The sequence below is a fragment of the Alphaproteobacteria bacterium GM7ARS4 genome (genome assembly GCA_014332745.1).
In the GTDB taxonomy this organism is placed as follows: domain Bacteria; phylum Pseudomonadota; class Alphaproteobacteria; order GM7ARS4; family GM7ARS4; genus GM7ARS4.
This window is the reverse complement of record JACONL010000014.1, coordinates 1-15820: the sequence shown is the minus strand read 5'-3', so window position 1 is coordinate 15820 and position 15820 is coordinate 1. Positions and strand designations below refer to the sequence as shown.

The following is a 15820-nucleotide window of genomic DNA, read 5'->3' as shown; positions in this document are numbered from 1 at the left end:
ACTATATCGTCCATACCACATCCTGTCAACATGTCAGAACGTTCGTATATTGATGACGGCTCTTTCATGCGCCTCATGAAGCCCTTTGAACCTTTCGAGGCAAGGGCGACCATTGCCCTTGCCGTCTCAGGCGGGATAGATAGCATGACGATGTCTCTTCTTATGCATCGATGGGGAGAAGCCAAGACATTGTCTGTTGTCGCGCTCACCATAGACCATGGTCTTCGCCCCTCTTCAGCACAAGAAGCGGACAAAACACAGCGGTGGTTGACATCCAAAGGCATGACAAGCCATATCCTCACAGAAACACATCCGCCTATTCTAGGCAATACCCAAGCATGGGCGCGCACCTACCGCTATAGGCTTATGGAGGCATGGTGCCAGCGCCATGCGGTCACGCACCTTGTCACAGCACATCATCAACAAGACCAAGTCGAGACATGGGTGATACGCGTGGGACGAGGAAGCGGCGTCTATGGGTTAGGAGGTATCCTCCCCGTTCATTATCGCCATCACATACGCGTGATACGTCCCCTCTTAACCATTGACAAAGAGAGCATTCTTGCCACCGCGCGCCATCTAGGGATTAAAGCCCATGAGCCCGTCTGTGACCCCGCTAATAAAGATCCCCGTTTTCTGAGAACACGCATACGCCAGCACGCCCATCATCTGCATACGATAGGCCTTATTCCCGCAAAGGTGACAAAGGCAACCCATGCATGTCGCCGTGTGCGTGATGTTTTAGAAAAAGATATGGCTCAATGGATTGCCTCTTCCCTCCATGTGTCATGCTGGGGATATGCTGTGGTGAAGATAGGTGACCTAAGACGATGCCATGACGACATTGCCATGCAGATAGTGGGACGCGTGCTTCGTTTGGTGAGTGGAAAGACATATATGCCACGCCTACAAAGCAATAAGAGGCTGCTGGAGAGCCTCTATGCGTATAAGGGAAACGCGCCGCTGGGGCATACACTCCATGGCTGTATGCTCCAGCACCAAGCACAGAGGGACATGCTCTATATCATGCGCGAACATGCCTGCTGTTCCTCAGTGCCGCTTGCCTTAGACGTGGGTAAGACGGCATTATGGGACGGGCGCTGACGCCACAGAGCCACATCTTATGGTTAGAGAAAGGAACGCTCTGTCGTCATACGACATGCGTCTTTTCCCCGTCAGTCCCCATGACATGACGCACACGATGGGGGTCTTTCCTAAAATCTTGCTTGCAACGGGATAGAATCACCCTTAGTGTAACGTCAAGGTAAAAATGTGTGGGATGACAACATATGGATAAATTTGTGCGGTCTTTTTTGATTTGGGGAGGTATCGTCCTCTTCGTTTTATTGGCCTACAACACCCTCGTCCATAACAAGAATGATGGCGCTCAGGAGCTGGCCTATTCTGACTTTCTAAAAAATGTCGAGAGTGGTGGTGTGCGTAGTGTGTCCATCAAGGGACAAAAACTCCAAGGTGTCTTTTCTGACGGACAGAAATTCACGACCATCATTCCTTTTCATACGGCTCTTGCAGAGAATTTGACGAAGCAGAATGTCATTGTTCATGCCGAACATCATGGCGAAGAGAAGGGATTTTTTAGTTCCCTCATCTATTGGATACCAGCGCTTTTGCTGTTAGGGCTATGGCTCTTTATCATGCAGAACACGCAGATGGGCGGTGGTGGGCGTGTCATGAGTTTTGGGAGGTCGCGCGCTCGCCTCCTTGCCGATAAGGGAGAAAAAGTCACGTTCAAAGACGTCGCCGGCGTTGAGGAAGCAAAGCAAGAATTACAAGAGATCGTGGAATTCTTGCGTGAGCCATCGAAATTCCAAAAATTAGGCGCGAAAATTCCTCGAGGCGCTCTGCTGGTGGGGCCGCCGGGGACAGGCAAGACACTTCTGGCGCGGTCGGTGGCAGGCGAGGCGAATGTTCCCTTTTTCACGATTTCTGGCTCTGACTTTGTTGAAATGTTTGTAGGGGTGGGGGCGAGTCGAGTCCGCGACATGTTCGAACAAGGTAAGAAAAATGCTCCCTGTATCATCTTTGTCGATGAAATCGATGCGGTGGGGCGTCACCGAGGGGCGGGGCTTGGTGGCGGCAATGACGAACGAGAACAGACGCTCAATCAGCTGCTGGTGGAAATGGATGGCTTTGACGTCAATGAAGGTATCATTTTAATTGCAGCAACCAACCGCCCCGATGTGTTAGATCCCGCTCTTTTGCGTCCCGGCCGCTTTGATAGGCAGGTCGTTGTCTCTAACCCTGATATCGAGGGGCGCACAAAGATCTTAGAGGTTCACACCCGAAAAATTAAACTTGCCCCTAATGTGAAACTCAAGACGATCGCCCGCTCAACCCCCGGCTTTTCAGGCGCAGACCTCAGCAATATCGTCAATGAATCGGCATTGCTTGCCGCAAGACGCAATAGAACCATGGTCACCATGGCAGATTTCGAAGAGGCAAAAGATAAAGTCATGATGGGCGCCGAAAGACGCTCTATGGTGATGACAAAAGAAGAGCGCACACTCACAGCCTATCACGAAGCAGGCCATGCCCTCGTGGGTATGTATGTCTCAGGCAATGACCCGCTCCATAAGGTGACCATTATCCCTCGAGGACGCGCCTTAGGCGTTACCATGAATCTGCCAGAACGCGACAGGTATAGCATGCGAAAAAATGAAATTGAGGGACGTATCGCCATGATGTTTGGCGGACGCGTTGCCGAAGAAATTACCTTTGGCAAAGAGCATGTGACATCTGGCGCTTCTAACGATATTGTTCAGGCAACCCATCTGGCACGCTCTATGGTCACGGAGTGGGGAATGAGTGACACATTAGGGCCTTTGCGTTATAGCGAAAATCAGGACGAGATTTTCCTTGGACACTCCGTCACCCAACGCAAAAATGTCTCCGATGCCACAGCCCATATGATCGATAAGGAAATTCACAGAATTATTTGCGAAGGAGAAGACAAGGCGCGCTCTGTCCTCAAAAAGCATACCGATAAGCTGCGCCTTCTTTCAGAGGCTCTCCTTGAGTATGAGACATTGAGCGGAGAAGAAGTCAAAACGCTCTTAGAAGAGGGAAGCCTCAAAAAATATCACCATAAGGAAGGGCGTGAGAGCGGTCCAAAGGGAACGCCCCATAATTCTATGCCTGTAACGAAGTCCCCAACAGCATCAGCCTCAAAAGAGCCACGTCCATCGTCACCAGTGACAAAGCCTGTTCCGTCATAAAAAAAAACGGGACGCTCTCTTGCCGTGAGAGAGTCCCATAGGACGTATCACCTCAATCATCATGGCGAAGACACTTTATCTCGAACCATGCTTCTTTTGTCATGGCACTATGGCGCGTGATAGCGTCCAGCATGGGTCTGCCCTGCCCCTTGCTCCTCTTGGCGGGGAACACTGCAACACAGCCTTTAGCCATTGCTCTGTCATCATAACAGATAAGCAATCCTCTTCGAGGCGTCATGCCTTTGAACATCATCCTATTGTTCCCTATCACCAGCTCGATGCCTACCTCCTCCATCATCACGGCCATGCCATACAAGAACAAGGACGCGCCCTTATAGACAAGCTGACCTCTCCTCGTCCTCATCCTTTTCCAGAGATGAAAGCAGATGCGCCCCTTATTATGGGGATTGTCAATGTGACACCAGATAGTTTTTCCGATGGAGGACTTTATGTGCTCAAAGAACACGCCATCACCCACGCTTTAGCACTCCATAAGGCTGGCGCCCATATTATCGATATAGGAGGAGAATCAACACGCCCCCAAGCACGTATTGTGCCAATAGAGGAAGAGCAACAACGCGTTATCCCTGTCATCAAAGCCCTTGCCGCCAAACATATCACCATGTCTATCGATAGCCGTAACGCCCAGACAATCGATTCCGCCCTTGCCCATGGCGCCTCTCTTATCAATGATGTCAGTGCCCTTCGTCATGACGCGAAAAGCATGGACGTCGCCCAGCGCCATGCCCATGCGCCTATCATCCTTATGCATATGCAAGGAACGCCACAGACCATGCAGGACCATCCTTCCTATGATTGCGTTGTCCTTGACGTCTATGATGCTCTACAAGAACGTATTCACATGTGTGAACAATCCTCTATCCATAGGCAACGTCTATGGGGTGATATTGGTATTGGGTTCGGTAAAACCCTTGCCCACAATCGAGAACTCTTGCGTCATATCGCTCTCTTTCATGGGTTGGGTATCCCTCTCCTCCTTGGCGCATCACGCAAACGCTTTATCGGTGATATTGACAGGCAATCTCCAGCCAATAAACGACAAGCAGGCTCTATCACAGCAACGTTACATGGCGCTTATAGTGGATGTCATATGATACGTGTCCATGATGTCTATGAGACAAGACAAGCCCTTGCCCTATGGCATGCGATCCATACATAGTCCTTGTGTCTTAATGACACCGTTCGTGAATGCATATTGGTGAGAGCTGTGTATAATAATCACATCGCTTTGTACATATTGCTTTATAGATAGGGGGGCTATTCTTCTATTTTTTAAAGTGTGGTGTGTCTATGAATACATTATTTGGAACTGATGGTATCAGAGGTATTGCCAATAGCTATCCTGTAGAGCCATCGACAATTCTCAAAGTGGCCATGGCGACAGCCCATTGTTTTATGAATGGCGCGCACCGTCATCGGGTGATTATTGGCAAAGACACGCGCCTTTCTGGCTACATGGTCGAGCCAGCCTTGACAGCGGGCTTTGTCTCTATGGGCATGGATGTTTTCCTCGTTGGTCCTCTTCCCACGCCCGCTGTCAGCATGCTGACACAGAGTCTACGCGGCGATATTGGTATCATGATATCGGCATCCCACAATCCTTACCATGACAATGGGATAAAATTCTTCGATTCGTCTGGCTCTAAATTGAGCGATGATATGCAGAAGAAGATCGCCGATTTTGTTGCTAACGAGCAGATGATGGACCAGCTAGCACCACCGACACAATTGGGACGCACGACACGCCTCGATGGCGCTATGGGACGCTATATCGAATATGTCAAATCTACTTTCGATACATCTCTGAGTCTCGAATCACTCAAGATCGTTGTCGATTGTGCCAATGGGGCTACCTATAAGACAGCGCCAACCGTTTTATGGGAACTCGGCGCCGATGTTATCAAGATTCACGATGAACCGAATGGTTTCAACATCAATGACTCATGTGGCGCTATTGACCCGCACTCTCTTGCCCAAGCGGTGCGCACCCATAAGGCTAACCTAGGAATCGCCTTAGATGGTGATGGCGACCGTGTCGTCCTTGTGGATGAACAGGGCGGGATTTTTGATGGCGACGACATTCTTGCCTTGTTAGCAAAAGACCGCTATGCCGGGAAAACGTTTATCAACGGGCATAAGCCTTGCGTCATTGGCACGGTGATTAGCAATGTCGGGCTTGTTTCTTTCCTTGATACGTTGGGTGTTCGATTTCATCGGGCACAGGTAGGAGACCGCCACGTCTTCCAACATATACAAAAGTGTGACGCTGACTTTGGTGGTGAAACATCGGGGCATATCCTCTTCAAGGAGCATGGAGGCATTGGCGATGGCCTCATTGCCGCCTTACAAGCACTTGCTGCCATGCTCCGCCTCAAGTTAAAAGCCAGCCAAGCCTTGACCCTTGTGCAAAAACTTCCCCAAATGCATGATAACGTCTGTGTCGACACAAAACAGAAGGCAAAAACGAAAGACATCGAGGAAGATGTGGCATACTGGCGGAAAAAATTGGGACAGCATGGCATGCTCGTCGTGCGCCCGTCTGGCACAGAACCCGTCATACGTATCACCGCCAGCAGTCAAAACGAACAGACCATGAAACAGGCCGTTCGCCATATTAAGCAACGCCTTCTCGAAGCGAATTCTTGACAGAGTCGCCGCCTTTTTTCCTACTTATCGGGGGAAGCGATAGTTCGTCAGGAGCAGGCATACAACGTGACAGCATGACAATACGGCAATTGGGAGGCTATCCCCTCACCGTCTTGACGGCTGTGACCGCACAAAACCACGAGGAATGTTCCTATGTCGAATTCCTCTCGCGAAAAATCGTTACGCAACAAATTCTTTCCCTCCTTGCGCTCTACCCCATCAAAGCCGTCAAGATCGGTGTCCTTGGCTCTGACGTGACCATACGCCATCTTGCTCCCTTCTTGACACCATTGGCAAAAGCGCGCATTCCCATCATTCTCGACCCTGTTATCAGCGCCAGCACAGGATATTGTTTTCAAAATGACAAGGCACAGCATGCCTTGATGACAACATTTTTCCCCATTCTCCACTGCATCACACCCAATATCTACGAAGCGCAATGTCTTACCCGTTCAACCATTGCCAATACCCATGACGCCATAGAATCCGCCTCTATCCTCAGAGCCCAGGGCGTCAAAAATGTCATTATCACAGGGGGTGATGGCAACAACCACAGAGGAACAGGCAACGACATTGAGGATGTTCTCCTCTGTGAAGGGCGTGATGAGCCTATCATATCAAGGCATGCAAGAATGCGTAGCACGCCGTTCTACCACCATGGCACAGGATGTTGCTTTGCCTCTGCCTTATCCTTCTTTGTCGCTAACGGCCATGATATGCTGTCGAGCTATCAAAGAGCGCGAGATGTCGTCATCGCCCACCTTCGGAAAACAGACACAGACACAGGCATAGGCGGACTGGCATAACGCTATCCCGTGATAGGATGGGATGTCTCTTCAGAGTCAGGAATGCCCATCCTGCTCTTCTGTGATATAGAGCTGACTCCCCTTTTCTTTGAAGCGTTCCGCCATATCCTGCATGCCTTTCTGTGCCTCATGGCGAAGGTCATGGGAGATTTTCATGGAACAAAATTTAGGCCCACACATCGAGCAAAAGTGGGCGCGCTTTGCTCCTTCAGCGGGAAGCGTGGCATCATGGTAGGATTGTGCTCTATCGGGGTCAAGGGAGAGGTGGAACTGGTCCTGCCAACGGAATTCAAAGCGCGCTTTTGACAAGGCGTCATCGCGCATTCTCGCACCTTTATGCCCTTTGGCAATATCCGCCGCATGGGCCGCAATTTTGTAGGCAAGCACCCCTTCTTTAACGTCATCCTTGTTCGGTAAACCCAGATGCTCTTTTGGCGTGACATAACAGAGCATCGCCGTGCCATACCACCCTATCATGGCAGCACCCACTGCCGATGTGATATGGTCATATCCCGGTGCGATGTCTGTCGTGAGGGGCCCTAGTGTGTAAAAGGGTGCTTCATGGCAGTGCTTTAATTGCTTATCCATATTCATTTTGATTTGGTCCATAGGCACATGGCCTGGCCCCTCTACCATGACTTGGACGTCATGAGACCAAGCCGTTCGTGTCAGCTGTCCCAATGTTTCCAATTCAGCAAACTGGGCTTGATCACTGGCATCAGCAATAGAGCCCGGGCGCAACCCATCACCAAGGGAAAAACTGATGTCATAAGCGCGCATGATCTCGCATATATCCTCGAAATGGGTGTAAAGGAAATTCTCTCGGTGGTGCGCAAGACACCATTTGGCAATGATAGAACCGCCCCGTGAGACAATCCCCGTCAGCCGTTCCACAGTCATGGGGATATAGGCAAGACGGACGCCAGCATGAATGGTGAAATAATCAACGCCTTGCTCGGCTTGCTCGATGAGGGTGTCACGGAAAATCTCCCATGAGAGGTCCTCTGGCACACCCCCTACTTTTTCTAGCGCCTGATAGAGAGGCACCGTGCCAATAGGCACAGGAGCATTGCGGATAATCCATTCCCTTATCCTATGGATGTCCGCCCCTGTAGAGAGGTCCATCACCGTATCTGCGCCCCAACGGATCGCCCACACCATCTTATCGACCTCCTCATAGACAGAGGATGACACGGCAGAATTGCCGATATTGGCGTTGATTTTCACTCGGAAACGACGCCCAATAATCATAGGCTCGGACTCGGGATGATTGATATTACATGGAATGATGGCGCGTCCCCGCGCCACTTCATCACGCACAAATTCGGGGGTTACATGATCGGGGAGCCCGTCAGCATGAGACACCACCCGCCCCTGAGGTTGGCGTCCTTCATTTTCACGTTCGGCAATATAGCGCATTTCTGGCGTGATGATACCTTGTCGGGCATACGCCATCTGTGTCACAGCCCGTCCCTTACAAGCACGATAAATTTTGTGCGTCTTGCGATGAAATGTCGGGAGGGAATCGCTCTTTTTTTCCTTCGAATCGTCCCTATCCCTCCATAAAGGAGTCGACGCCTCCACATCGCCTCGCTCGTCAATCCATGGCTGTCGAAGGGCAACCAAGCCTTTTTCCACATCAACAGAGCATGCGTCATCACCATAGGGGCCTGAACTATCGTATAGGTAGAGCTCTTTCTGGCTGTCATCTTGGAGCGCAATAGCGCGCATGCCAACCTTGATACGCGTCTCGTCCGCCATGTTCACATAGACTTTTCTAGAACCTGTGAGAGCGCCCGCTGTCACAGAAGGACGCGCACCTCCCTCGAAAGACACGCTGTCGGTTTCTATGCTGTATGCCCCTGCTTCATCTTTTAGGGTCATGGTCATGACGTTCTCCTCTGCTGGTTATCCACCGGTGCTTTTCTCCCCCATCCTCCCCCCATCCTCTATGTTATCACTATTCTTCCCCATGACGAGACAAAAACGACATAAGAGGCTTGCCAAGACGATTCCTTCTATGGTAGAGACTCCCGTGAGGTGATGCCTAGCCATGTATCGTTATCCTACTCCTCGCACTCGAAGGTTGACACATGATGCCTGTCTCGTATCGTCCGCCCCCTCCCCGACGACATGTGTCCTCGGTGTGAAGAAGCACGCCACCATCATACTCTTCTTCCACTGATATGCAAGCCCGATAACAGGCATGAAAACGACACCATATGACATTTTAACACAGTGTGAAAAAAGAGGGATGGCGGTGAACGTGTTACGAAGATTTTTCATTCCATATCCATAATGCTCGACACCATCAGCCTTGTCCCGACAACGCCTATCATTCTTGCTTTGACCATGGTGGCGGGTGTCATTCTTCTCTACGCCTTCAGTGAGAATACGCATATCGAGCAAGTGTCCTTAGGGACGCTCACGTTGTTATTGGTCTTCTTGCATGTTGTGCCATTGCGTGGAGAGGATGGCGCTATTGTTTTGGGAGCAGGAGATATTCTGCAAGGATTTGCGAGCCCTGCCCTTATGACGGTCTTGGCATTTCTTGTGATGGGACAAGGGCTTATGCAAACAGGCTCTCTGGATAGGATTGCCGATAAGATTTTCGACCTAGGAGTCAAGTATTGGCTTGTGCTCACGGCTTTTATTCTGTTTGCCGTGACCATTATGAGCGGTTTTCTCAACAATACACCGATGGTCGTTATTTTTATTCCTATCATGCAAGCCCTCGCTCAACGCTTTCACCTGTCGCCCAGCATGGTCATGATGCCTTTAAGTTTTGCGGCTATTCTTGGCGGGATGACGACTCTTATTGGCTCAAGCACCAATATCCTCGTCTCGAGCACGATGGGTGAGCTGGGGTATGGTGAGCTTGATTTTTTCGAATTCACAATACCTGGCCTCCTGTTGGCTGGTGTCGGCTTCCTCTATATCACCTTTGTTGCTCCCTATCTATTACCAAACCGAGCTGATATGGCTGGCACCCTGTTTCAAGAGGAGAAAGGAAAACAATTCATCGCCCAAATCACCGTTCCCGCTAAATCTAAACTCATAGGCGAGTCGTCACGCCATGGCCGATTCCCTAGTCTCAAAGATGTCACAGTGCGTATGATTTTAAGGGGGGAACATAGCGAAGTGCCTCCCTATGACGATTTTGCCTTAGAGGCTGGCGACGTCCTCGTCATCGCCACAACAGGGAAAATGCTGGCAGACCTTGTCAGTAGTGATGACGTTATCGTTGGTGAAGGCTATCTCGACTCCTTCTCTTACGGACAGACGTCATTGGAGGAAGGCGAGGAAACAGGGCGTATCCTCAGTGAAGTCATGGTTGTTCCAGCATCCTCCATGATTGGCAATACCCTCGAACTCGGCGTCTGACTGAGATACGTCTAGAGGCGGGTGATATACTCTTGGTGATGGCAAAGCCTCGCAACATGAAGTCTTTATCCCAAAGCACGCCTCGGGACCTTATGGTGATCGAACGTTCCACCGTCTATCTGCCAACACCGATCATGGCAAGGCGCGCCTATCTCATCCTATGTGGGACGATCGCCCTCATCGCTAGCGACACGCTCTCGACCGTTGCTGCCTCCACTCTTGGCGCTGTCACGATGCTGGCAACGCAAGTCGTAACCGCCAATCAAGCGGCGCGCGCCATCGATAGACGCATTGTCCTGCTCATTGGGGCGGGGATCGCCTTAGGGACAATCCTCGAACGCACGGGGTCAGCGGCGTACCTTGCCCATGTCATTGTCTACTTTTTTTCACCCTTGTTTGGCCCTGTCGGCATGCTCTCTCTCTTCTTTTTACTCGTCACCATCGTCACAAATTTGATTAGCAATAATGCTTGTGCTTTGATTTTTACGCCTATTGCTGTCAATACGGCGCTCACGCTCAATATCGACCCCATCATTTTTGCCATCACCGTGATCCTTGCGTCCAATTGCTGTTTTATCACGCCCATTGGCTATCAAACGAACGTCTTAGTCATGGGACCTGGCCATTATCGTTTTGGTGATTTTATCAATGTCGGGCTTCCTCTCGCTCTCTTAATGTGGATAGCCTTCACGCTGTTTGTTCCATGGTATTATGGCTTATGGTCGTGAGGAAGGATAACGTGGGCTATAGGAGGTAGAGACGATGAATCGGCGACATCAAGAGCCACTTCCCGTAGGATTCGAGGATGTTGTGCCTCCCCATGCGGATAGGCACGAGGATGTGCTCTATCAAATCATGCGCGACTTTCGTATGGCTGGATATCAATGTGTCACGCCTTCCCTTTTTGAATTCGAGACGCACGACTATATCACGACCTTACATAGCGTGGATAATCGCATCAAGGTGATAGACCCCATTTCCAATCATACGATGTGTTTACGCAATGACTTCACAACACAGGTGGCGCGTATCGCATGCACTCGACTAGGCTCTATGCCTCGTCCTTTACGTTTGTGCTACCAAGGGGACATTACCAACGCCCAGAGCGATGCCTTGATACCTGCGCGACAATTTAAACATGTGGGTATCGAATTTTTTGGCGCTGAGAGTGAACGCGCCGATAGCGAAGTGATTCTTATGGGCGTTGATGCCCTACGACATACCCTGATGTCGCATATCACTGTTGACCTCAACATGCCTCCCTTAACCCAAGCCCTGTTTACGCACTATGCTATTCAAGGCGATGACGCCGATGACATGCGTAAAGCCCTCAATAACAAAGACGAAACCTTTATCAAGACATCCCTCCATGACGATGCTGCCCATATCTTTATTGCTCTCATTCGCTGTGCGGGAAAATCAAAGGATGCCATAGAACAGATACGCCACATGACCTTGCCCCCCTCATGCCAACCCCCATGCCATGCGTTCCTTGCGACTGCCCAACGTATCGATGACGATATTCATATCAGGGATGATGTGACGCTTATCCTTGACCCTTTAGAGAATAGAGGCTTTGCCTACCATAGTGGCATCACCTTTTCTTATTTCGCACGAGATGCCCGCTATGAATTAGGGAGGGGAGGACGCTACATCGTCGATGACGACGATATGACCTTGCAACGTCATCCCCACCATAAAAATGCCGTGCCTCGCCAAAAGACACCACTGATAGCGCGCCATAAAAACAGGGAGCAAGCTGTTGGGTTGACGCTTTTTCTCGACTCTATCATGCGCGTTGTCCCGTCCGCCACAACAGCAAAGAAAGTCTATGCCCTAGAAAACAACAGCAGAGACACCATCGCACGATGGCGACAACAAGGTGTCATCGTTATTCACGCCATGTGCAAGGGAGATAAGGCATTTCACCAGCGTCAAGCGCGTCTGTTCCAATGTTCAGCCATCCTCGATAACGAGACGCTCGAGGAGCTCTTGTGATGGAGACATCCACCCTCAATAGCGCCTTTATACTCCTCTTCACCCTTGACCCAGACCTCACAGAGATTGTGCTATTGTCCCTTCGAGTCAGCGGAGTCGCCCTCTTTTTTTCTAGCCTTATCGCCCTTCCTCTCGGCGCTGTCTTGGCGCTCTTGTCGTTTCCCCTGTCGCACACCATTCTTATCATCATGCAAAGCCTTACGGGACTTCCTCCCGTTCTGGCAGGCCTCTTCGTCTATCTTGTTCTATCGAAACAAGGTCTTTTAGGCGAACTCTCCCTCCTCTACACGCCCTATGCCATGATGATGGTACAGGTTATCATCATGGTCCCCCTCTTGACGGTGATGACACGACAAACCATATCCGACCTTATCTATCGCCACAAAGAGCAATGGTCTGTTTTAGGCTATCGTCCTATGGTGATGATAGGGTATTTCTTGTATGACGCCCGCCTCTCTCTTATGACATCACTCCTTATCGCCCTCAGTCGGGGATTATCAGAAGTCGGAGGAGTCATGATTGTCGGCGGGAATATCCACCATGCCACCCGCGTCATGACAACCGCCATCGCCCTTGAGACAAGTAAAGGGAATCTTATTTTTGCCTCTTCCTTAGGGCTTGTTTTGCTGTCCTTGTCTATGGTGATCACCATGACGGCTTTTGCCTTGCGTAAAAGACTCCTTAAATCCTCTTGACGATGTCCATGCCTGTGCCTGAGAGGGTTGTCGAGCTGAAAAAGGTCTCCCTTCGTCTCAACGAGCAAGATATTCTACGCAATATCACGAGCGCCATTGCGCGACGACAACGCGTCATGCTGCTGGGCGCCAATGGCGCTGGTAAAACCATGCTCATGCGTATTGTCTATGGCTTGCTCACCCCGAGCGCTGGCGTCGTCTGGCGCCAGCGCACCATACATCCGTTCATGGTCTTTTCCAAACCCGCCTTCCTCTATAATTGTCATTGTTTGCGTAATATCTTGTTTGCTCTATCATTATGTCGCTATCCTAAAGCCCAACGTATTGAACGCGCCCATGAAGCATTGACGATGGCAGGCTTACACACCCTACGCCATACGCCCGTCAGGCGTCTCTCTAGCGGACAGATGCAGTTGCTTGCCCTTGCCCGCGCTTGGTGCGTCAAACCTGATTTCCTTCTCATGGATGAACCAACAACCCACTTAGACGCCCACAATAGCAAACGCTTTGACCAGATGATGGATGACTTTTGTCGAAAACATTGCACAATCCTCATGAGCACCCATGACCTCAACCAAGCACGCGCCCTAGGAACAGATATCTGGCTCATGCGAAAAGGAGAACTCGTCCAGCATGACAGCACAGAGACCTTCTTTGCTCGTCATACAGCCTTATCCCTTCTCTGACATGGTCTCTTGAGAGATTGTGAGGATAGACACCCATCATGCCCGTCATACGCCCCCCCGTCATGCGCCCTCATGTCTTTTTATGGTCTCTGTTGTGTTTTATGCCATGCCTGTCCGCCAGCGAGGCACAAGGCAAGACATTGCTTATTGCCGCCACGACATCCACTGAGAATTCAGGCTTGATGGATTTTATTCTCCCTCATTTCGAGGAAGCATATGGTCTATCGGTGCAGCTCCTTGTGGCGGGAAGCGGGCAGGTACTAGAGATAGGGAGGCGAGGCGATAGCGATGTCCTCATTGTCCATGACCCCGAGGCAGAGAGACAATTCATACGTCAAGGACATGCCACCCTTCATATCCCCTTTATGACGAATGATTTTATCGTTGTAGGCCCTTCCTCTGACCCGTGCCGTATCAAAGAGCATCAGCACATTTATCATGTCTTTCGCCAATTTCACACGGGATGCGGTCTCTTTGTTTCTAGGGGCGACCATAGCGGCACCCATAGCAGAGAAAAAGCCTTATGGAAAGGGAGTGGTTCGATGCCCATGCCTCATGCGACCCATCGGTGGTATATCGTCAGCGGTAGCGGTATGGGAGCAACACTCAATATCGCCACAGCGCAAGGAGCATACACACTCACCGATAGAGCCACATGGCTCAATTTTGCCAATAAATCGACTCTCACTACTCTTTATCAAGGAGAGAACGAGGAGAAAAGTCTCTTAGAGAACATCTATAGTGTCATCCTCCCGCACATCCACCGCCAAGAGGATAATGCCCATGCCATCCTCTTTGCCCAGTGGCTACGTAGTCCAGAAGGTAAAGCGTTGATTGCAAACTATCATATACAAGGGGAGCAAGCCTTTTTCCCCTTGCCTTGACCCTTGACATGACCGTTGACGGGGAAAACGGCATGTCTATACTTACTCCCTATCGTCCCATCAAGTGCCACAGAAGACACATCATGCCACCCTCTCAACACCAAACAACCCATGACGTCCTCTTTCACGGCGCAGACTCTGTGGCTAAGACAGCGGCGCGTCAGTTTTATTTTGCAAAGCCCGGGGATGATAGGAATCACCATATCCACATTCACCATGTCCACGGGAAAGATATGGAAAAACCCGCCTCTCACATGTGGTATTGTCGCTACCACGGCTATGGTAGTCTTAAGAAGAACGTTGACATATCTGCCATCAAGAAACAACAAAGAATCTTGGTTATCAATGAGAAGACGCTTTACCTAAAGAAGCTGATCGCAAAATTCGCGCAATATGTCAATGAGCACTATGACATTGTTATATCACCTTATGAAATTTCGGGCTATGAAGGGCGGTGGATAAGACTCCCTTGCCTCATGTGGCATTATGGCATCGAGACAAAAGAGCTTAAAAGGCGTGTGATGCTGTGGGCGCGCCCTCGCCAGCCTACATCACATGCAATATGGGCGCGTATCTTGTCTTCGAAACGTCAGCAAAAAACAAGGATACTCTCCGTCTTTTGTAGTGGAAAGTTAAGGGCCGGACGACATAAGCAACGTCGTCAATTTGTAGAGGCGCTCAAGGACGCCATGGGCGATGATGCCCATGTGTATGGCCACGGCTATGACGATAAGGAGAAAAGACAGCGCTTCATTGCCAATAAAGCCGATGGACTCGACCCCTATCGATACACCATTGCCTTAGAGAATCAGACCATTCCCCATTTCTGGTCGGAAAAGATTCCCGATGCCTATCTGGGGGAAGCCTATCCTTTCTATTATGGTTGCGCCAATCTTGGCGACTACTTCCCCGCGCAAGCCTTCACCCCCATCGATATTTTTGATATTGAGGGAAGCATCAAGACAATCAAGGACGTCTGTCATAGTCCCTTGTGGGAGGAACGCTACCCTTATATTCTGGAGGCAAAACGCCGTGTCATCGAAGACTATCACCTGAAAAACATTTTGAGGCGGATTATCGAAGGCGATGAGTCCCTTTACGAGAAAACGGGCGTATGATAAGAGTGGTATCGTAAAAAGAGCCCGTCTTTTCCCCCTCACCGCCATACCGACACCCCCTTCCTATCGTCCGTCAAGCGCCACAGAAGACACATCATGCCACCCCCTCAACACCAAACAACCCATGACGTCCTCTTTAGCGGCACAGGCCATGTGCCTACGACAGCGGCGCGTCAGTTTTATTTTACAAAGCCCGGGGATGATAGGAATCGCCATATCCACATTCACCATGTCCACGGGAAAGATATGGAAAAACCCGCCTCTCACATGTGGTATTGTCGCTACCACGGCTATGGTAGTCCTAAGAAGAACGTTGACATATCTGCCATCCAGAAACAACGAAGAA

Annotated in this window: 15 protein-coding genes; 13 read left to right on the top strand and 2 right to left on the bottom strand. The window is 50.3% G+C overall.

The window, feature by feature from the left end:
• The first annotated feature begins 30 nt into the window (after positions 1 to 30).
• From tilS to GDA54_06675, 5 genes are all read left to right on the top strand, one after another.
• A complete protein-coding gene (tilS, locus tag GDA54_06695; GenBank protein ID MBC6497987.1) occupies positions 31 to 1104 on the top strand; it encodes a tRNA lysidine(34) synthetase TilS in 1074 nt (357 codons plus the stop codon).
• A 185-nt stretch (positions 1105 to 1289) separates the two neighbouring features.
• Complete coding sequence (locus GDA54_06690) at positions 1290 to 3236, top strand: ATP-dependent metallopeptidase FtsH/Yme1/Tma family protein (GenBank protein ID MBC6497986.1); 1947 nt, start codon at positions 1290 to 1292, stop codon at positions 3234 to 3236.
• A gap of 61 nt (positions 3237 to 3297) precedes the next feature.
• Positions 3298 to 4416, top strand: a complete 1119-nt coding sequence (gene folP / locus GDA54_06685) for a dihydropteroate synthase (protein ID MBC6497985.1) — start codon at positions 3298 to 3300, stop codon at positions 4414 to 4416.
• Between the two features lie 131 nt (positions 4417 to 4547).
• Positions 4548 to 5903, top strand: coding sequence for a phosphoglucosamine mutase (glmM, locus tag GDA54_06680; GenBank protein MBC6497984.1), 1356 nt, complete (start codon positions 4548 to 4550; stop codon positions 5901 to 5903).
• The gene (locus GDA54_06675) at positions 5900 to 6709 is read left to right on the top strand and encodes a bifunctional hydroxymethylpyrimidine kinase/phosphomethylpyrimidine kinase (protein MBC6497983.1); all 810 of its coding nucleotides are present in this window, start codon (positions 5900 to 5902) and stop codon (positions 6707 to 6709) included. The genes glmM and GDA54_06675 overlap by 4 nt, the downstream gene beginning before the upstream one ends.
• 36 nt (positions 6710 to 6745) lie before the next feature.
• On the opposite strand, the gene thiC is transcribed toward GDA54_06675, so the two are convergent.
• Together thiC and GDA54_06665 are read right to left on the bottom strand one after the other, a co-directional pair.
• On the bottom strand, positions 6746 to 8593 hold the full coding sequence (gene thiC, locus GDA54_06670) for a phosphomethylpyrimidine synthase ThiC (protein MBC6497982.1): 1848 nt from the start codon (positions 8591 to 8593) through the stop codon (positions 6746 to 6748).
• A gap of 24 nt (positions 8594 to 8617) precedes the next feature.
• Positions 8618 to 8764 (bottom strand): hypothetical protein, encoded by a 147-nt coding sequence (locus GDA54_06665; protein MBC6497981.1) that lies wholly within the window; start codon positions 8762 to 8764, stop codon positions 8618 to 8620.
• 243 nt (positions 8765 to 9007) lie between these two features.
• Between GDA54_06665 and GDA54_06660 the strand changes: the two genes are divergently transcribed.
• The 8 genes from GDA54_06660 to GDA54_06625 all read left to right on the top strand — a co-directional run.
• Positions 9008 to 10093: an SLC13 family permease gene (locus GDA54_06660; GenBank protein ID MBC6497980.1), complete on the top strand. Its 1086-nt coding sequence runs from the start codon at positions 9008 to 9010 to the stop codon at positions 10091 to 10093.
• 35 nt (positions 10094 to 10128) lie between these two features.
• Positions 10129 to 10821 (top strand): anion permease, encoded by a 693-nt coding sequence (locus tag GDA54_06655; protein ID MBC6497979.1) that lies wholly within the window; start codon positions 10129 to 10131, stop codon positions 10819 to 10821.
• Positions 10822 to 10855: 34 nt separating this feature from the next.
• Positions 10856 to 12091 (top strand): ATP phosphoribosyltransferase regulatory subunit, encoded by a 1236-nt coding sequence (locus GDA54_06650; protein ID MBC6497978.1) that lies wholly within the window; start codon positions 10856 to 10858, stop codon positions 12089 to 12091.
• On the top strand, positions 12091 to 12786 hold the full coding sequence (locus tag GDA54_06645) for an ABC transporter permease (protein ID MBC6497977.1): 696 nt from the start codon (positions 12091 to 12093) through the stop codon (positions 12784 to 12786). Before GDA54_06650 ends, GDA54_06645 begins: the two co-directional genes overlap by 1 nt.
• Positions 12787 to 12794: 8 nt before the next feature.
• Positions 12795 to 13472 (top strand): ATP-binding cassette domain-containing protein, encoded by a 678-nt coding sequence (locus tag GDA54_06640; protein MBC6497976.1) that lies wholly within the window; start codon positions 12795 to 12797, stop codon positions 13470 to 13472.
• A gap of 38 nt (positions 13473 to 13510) precedes the next feature.
• Complete coding sequence (locus tag GDA54_06635; GenBank protein MBC6497975.1) at positions 13511 to 14356, top strand: substrate-binding domain-containing protein; 846 nt, start codon at positions 13511 to 13513, stop codon at positions 14354 to 14356.
• An 83-nt stretch (positions 14357 to 14439) separates the two neighbouring features.
• Positions 14440 to 15474: a hypothetical protein gene (locus GDA54_06630; GenBank protein MBC6497974.1), complete on the top strand. Its 1035-nt coding sequence runs from the start codon at positions 14440 to 14442 to the stop codon at positions 15472 to 15474.
• Between the two features lie 96 nt (positions 15475 to 15570).
• The coding region (locus tag GDA54_06625; protein MBC6497973.1) for a hypothetical protein at positions 15571 to 15820 on the top strand (250 nt) is incomplete at its 3' end.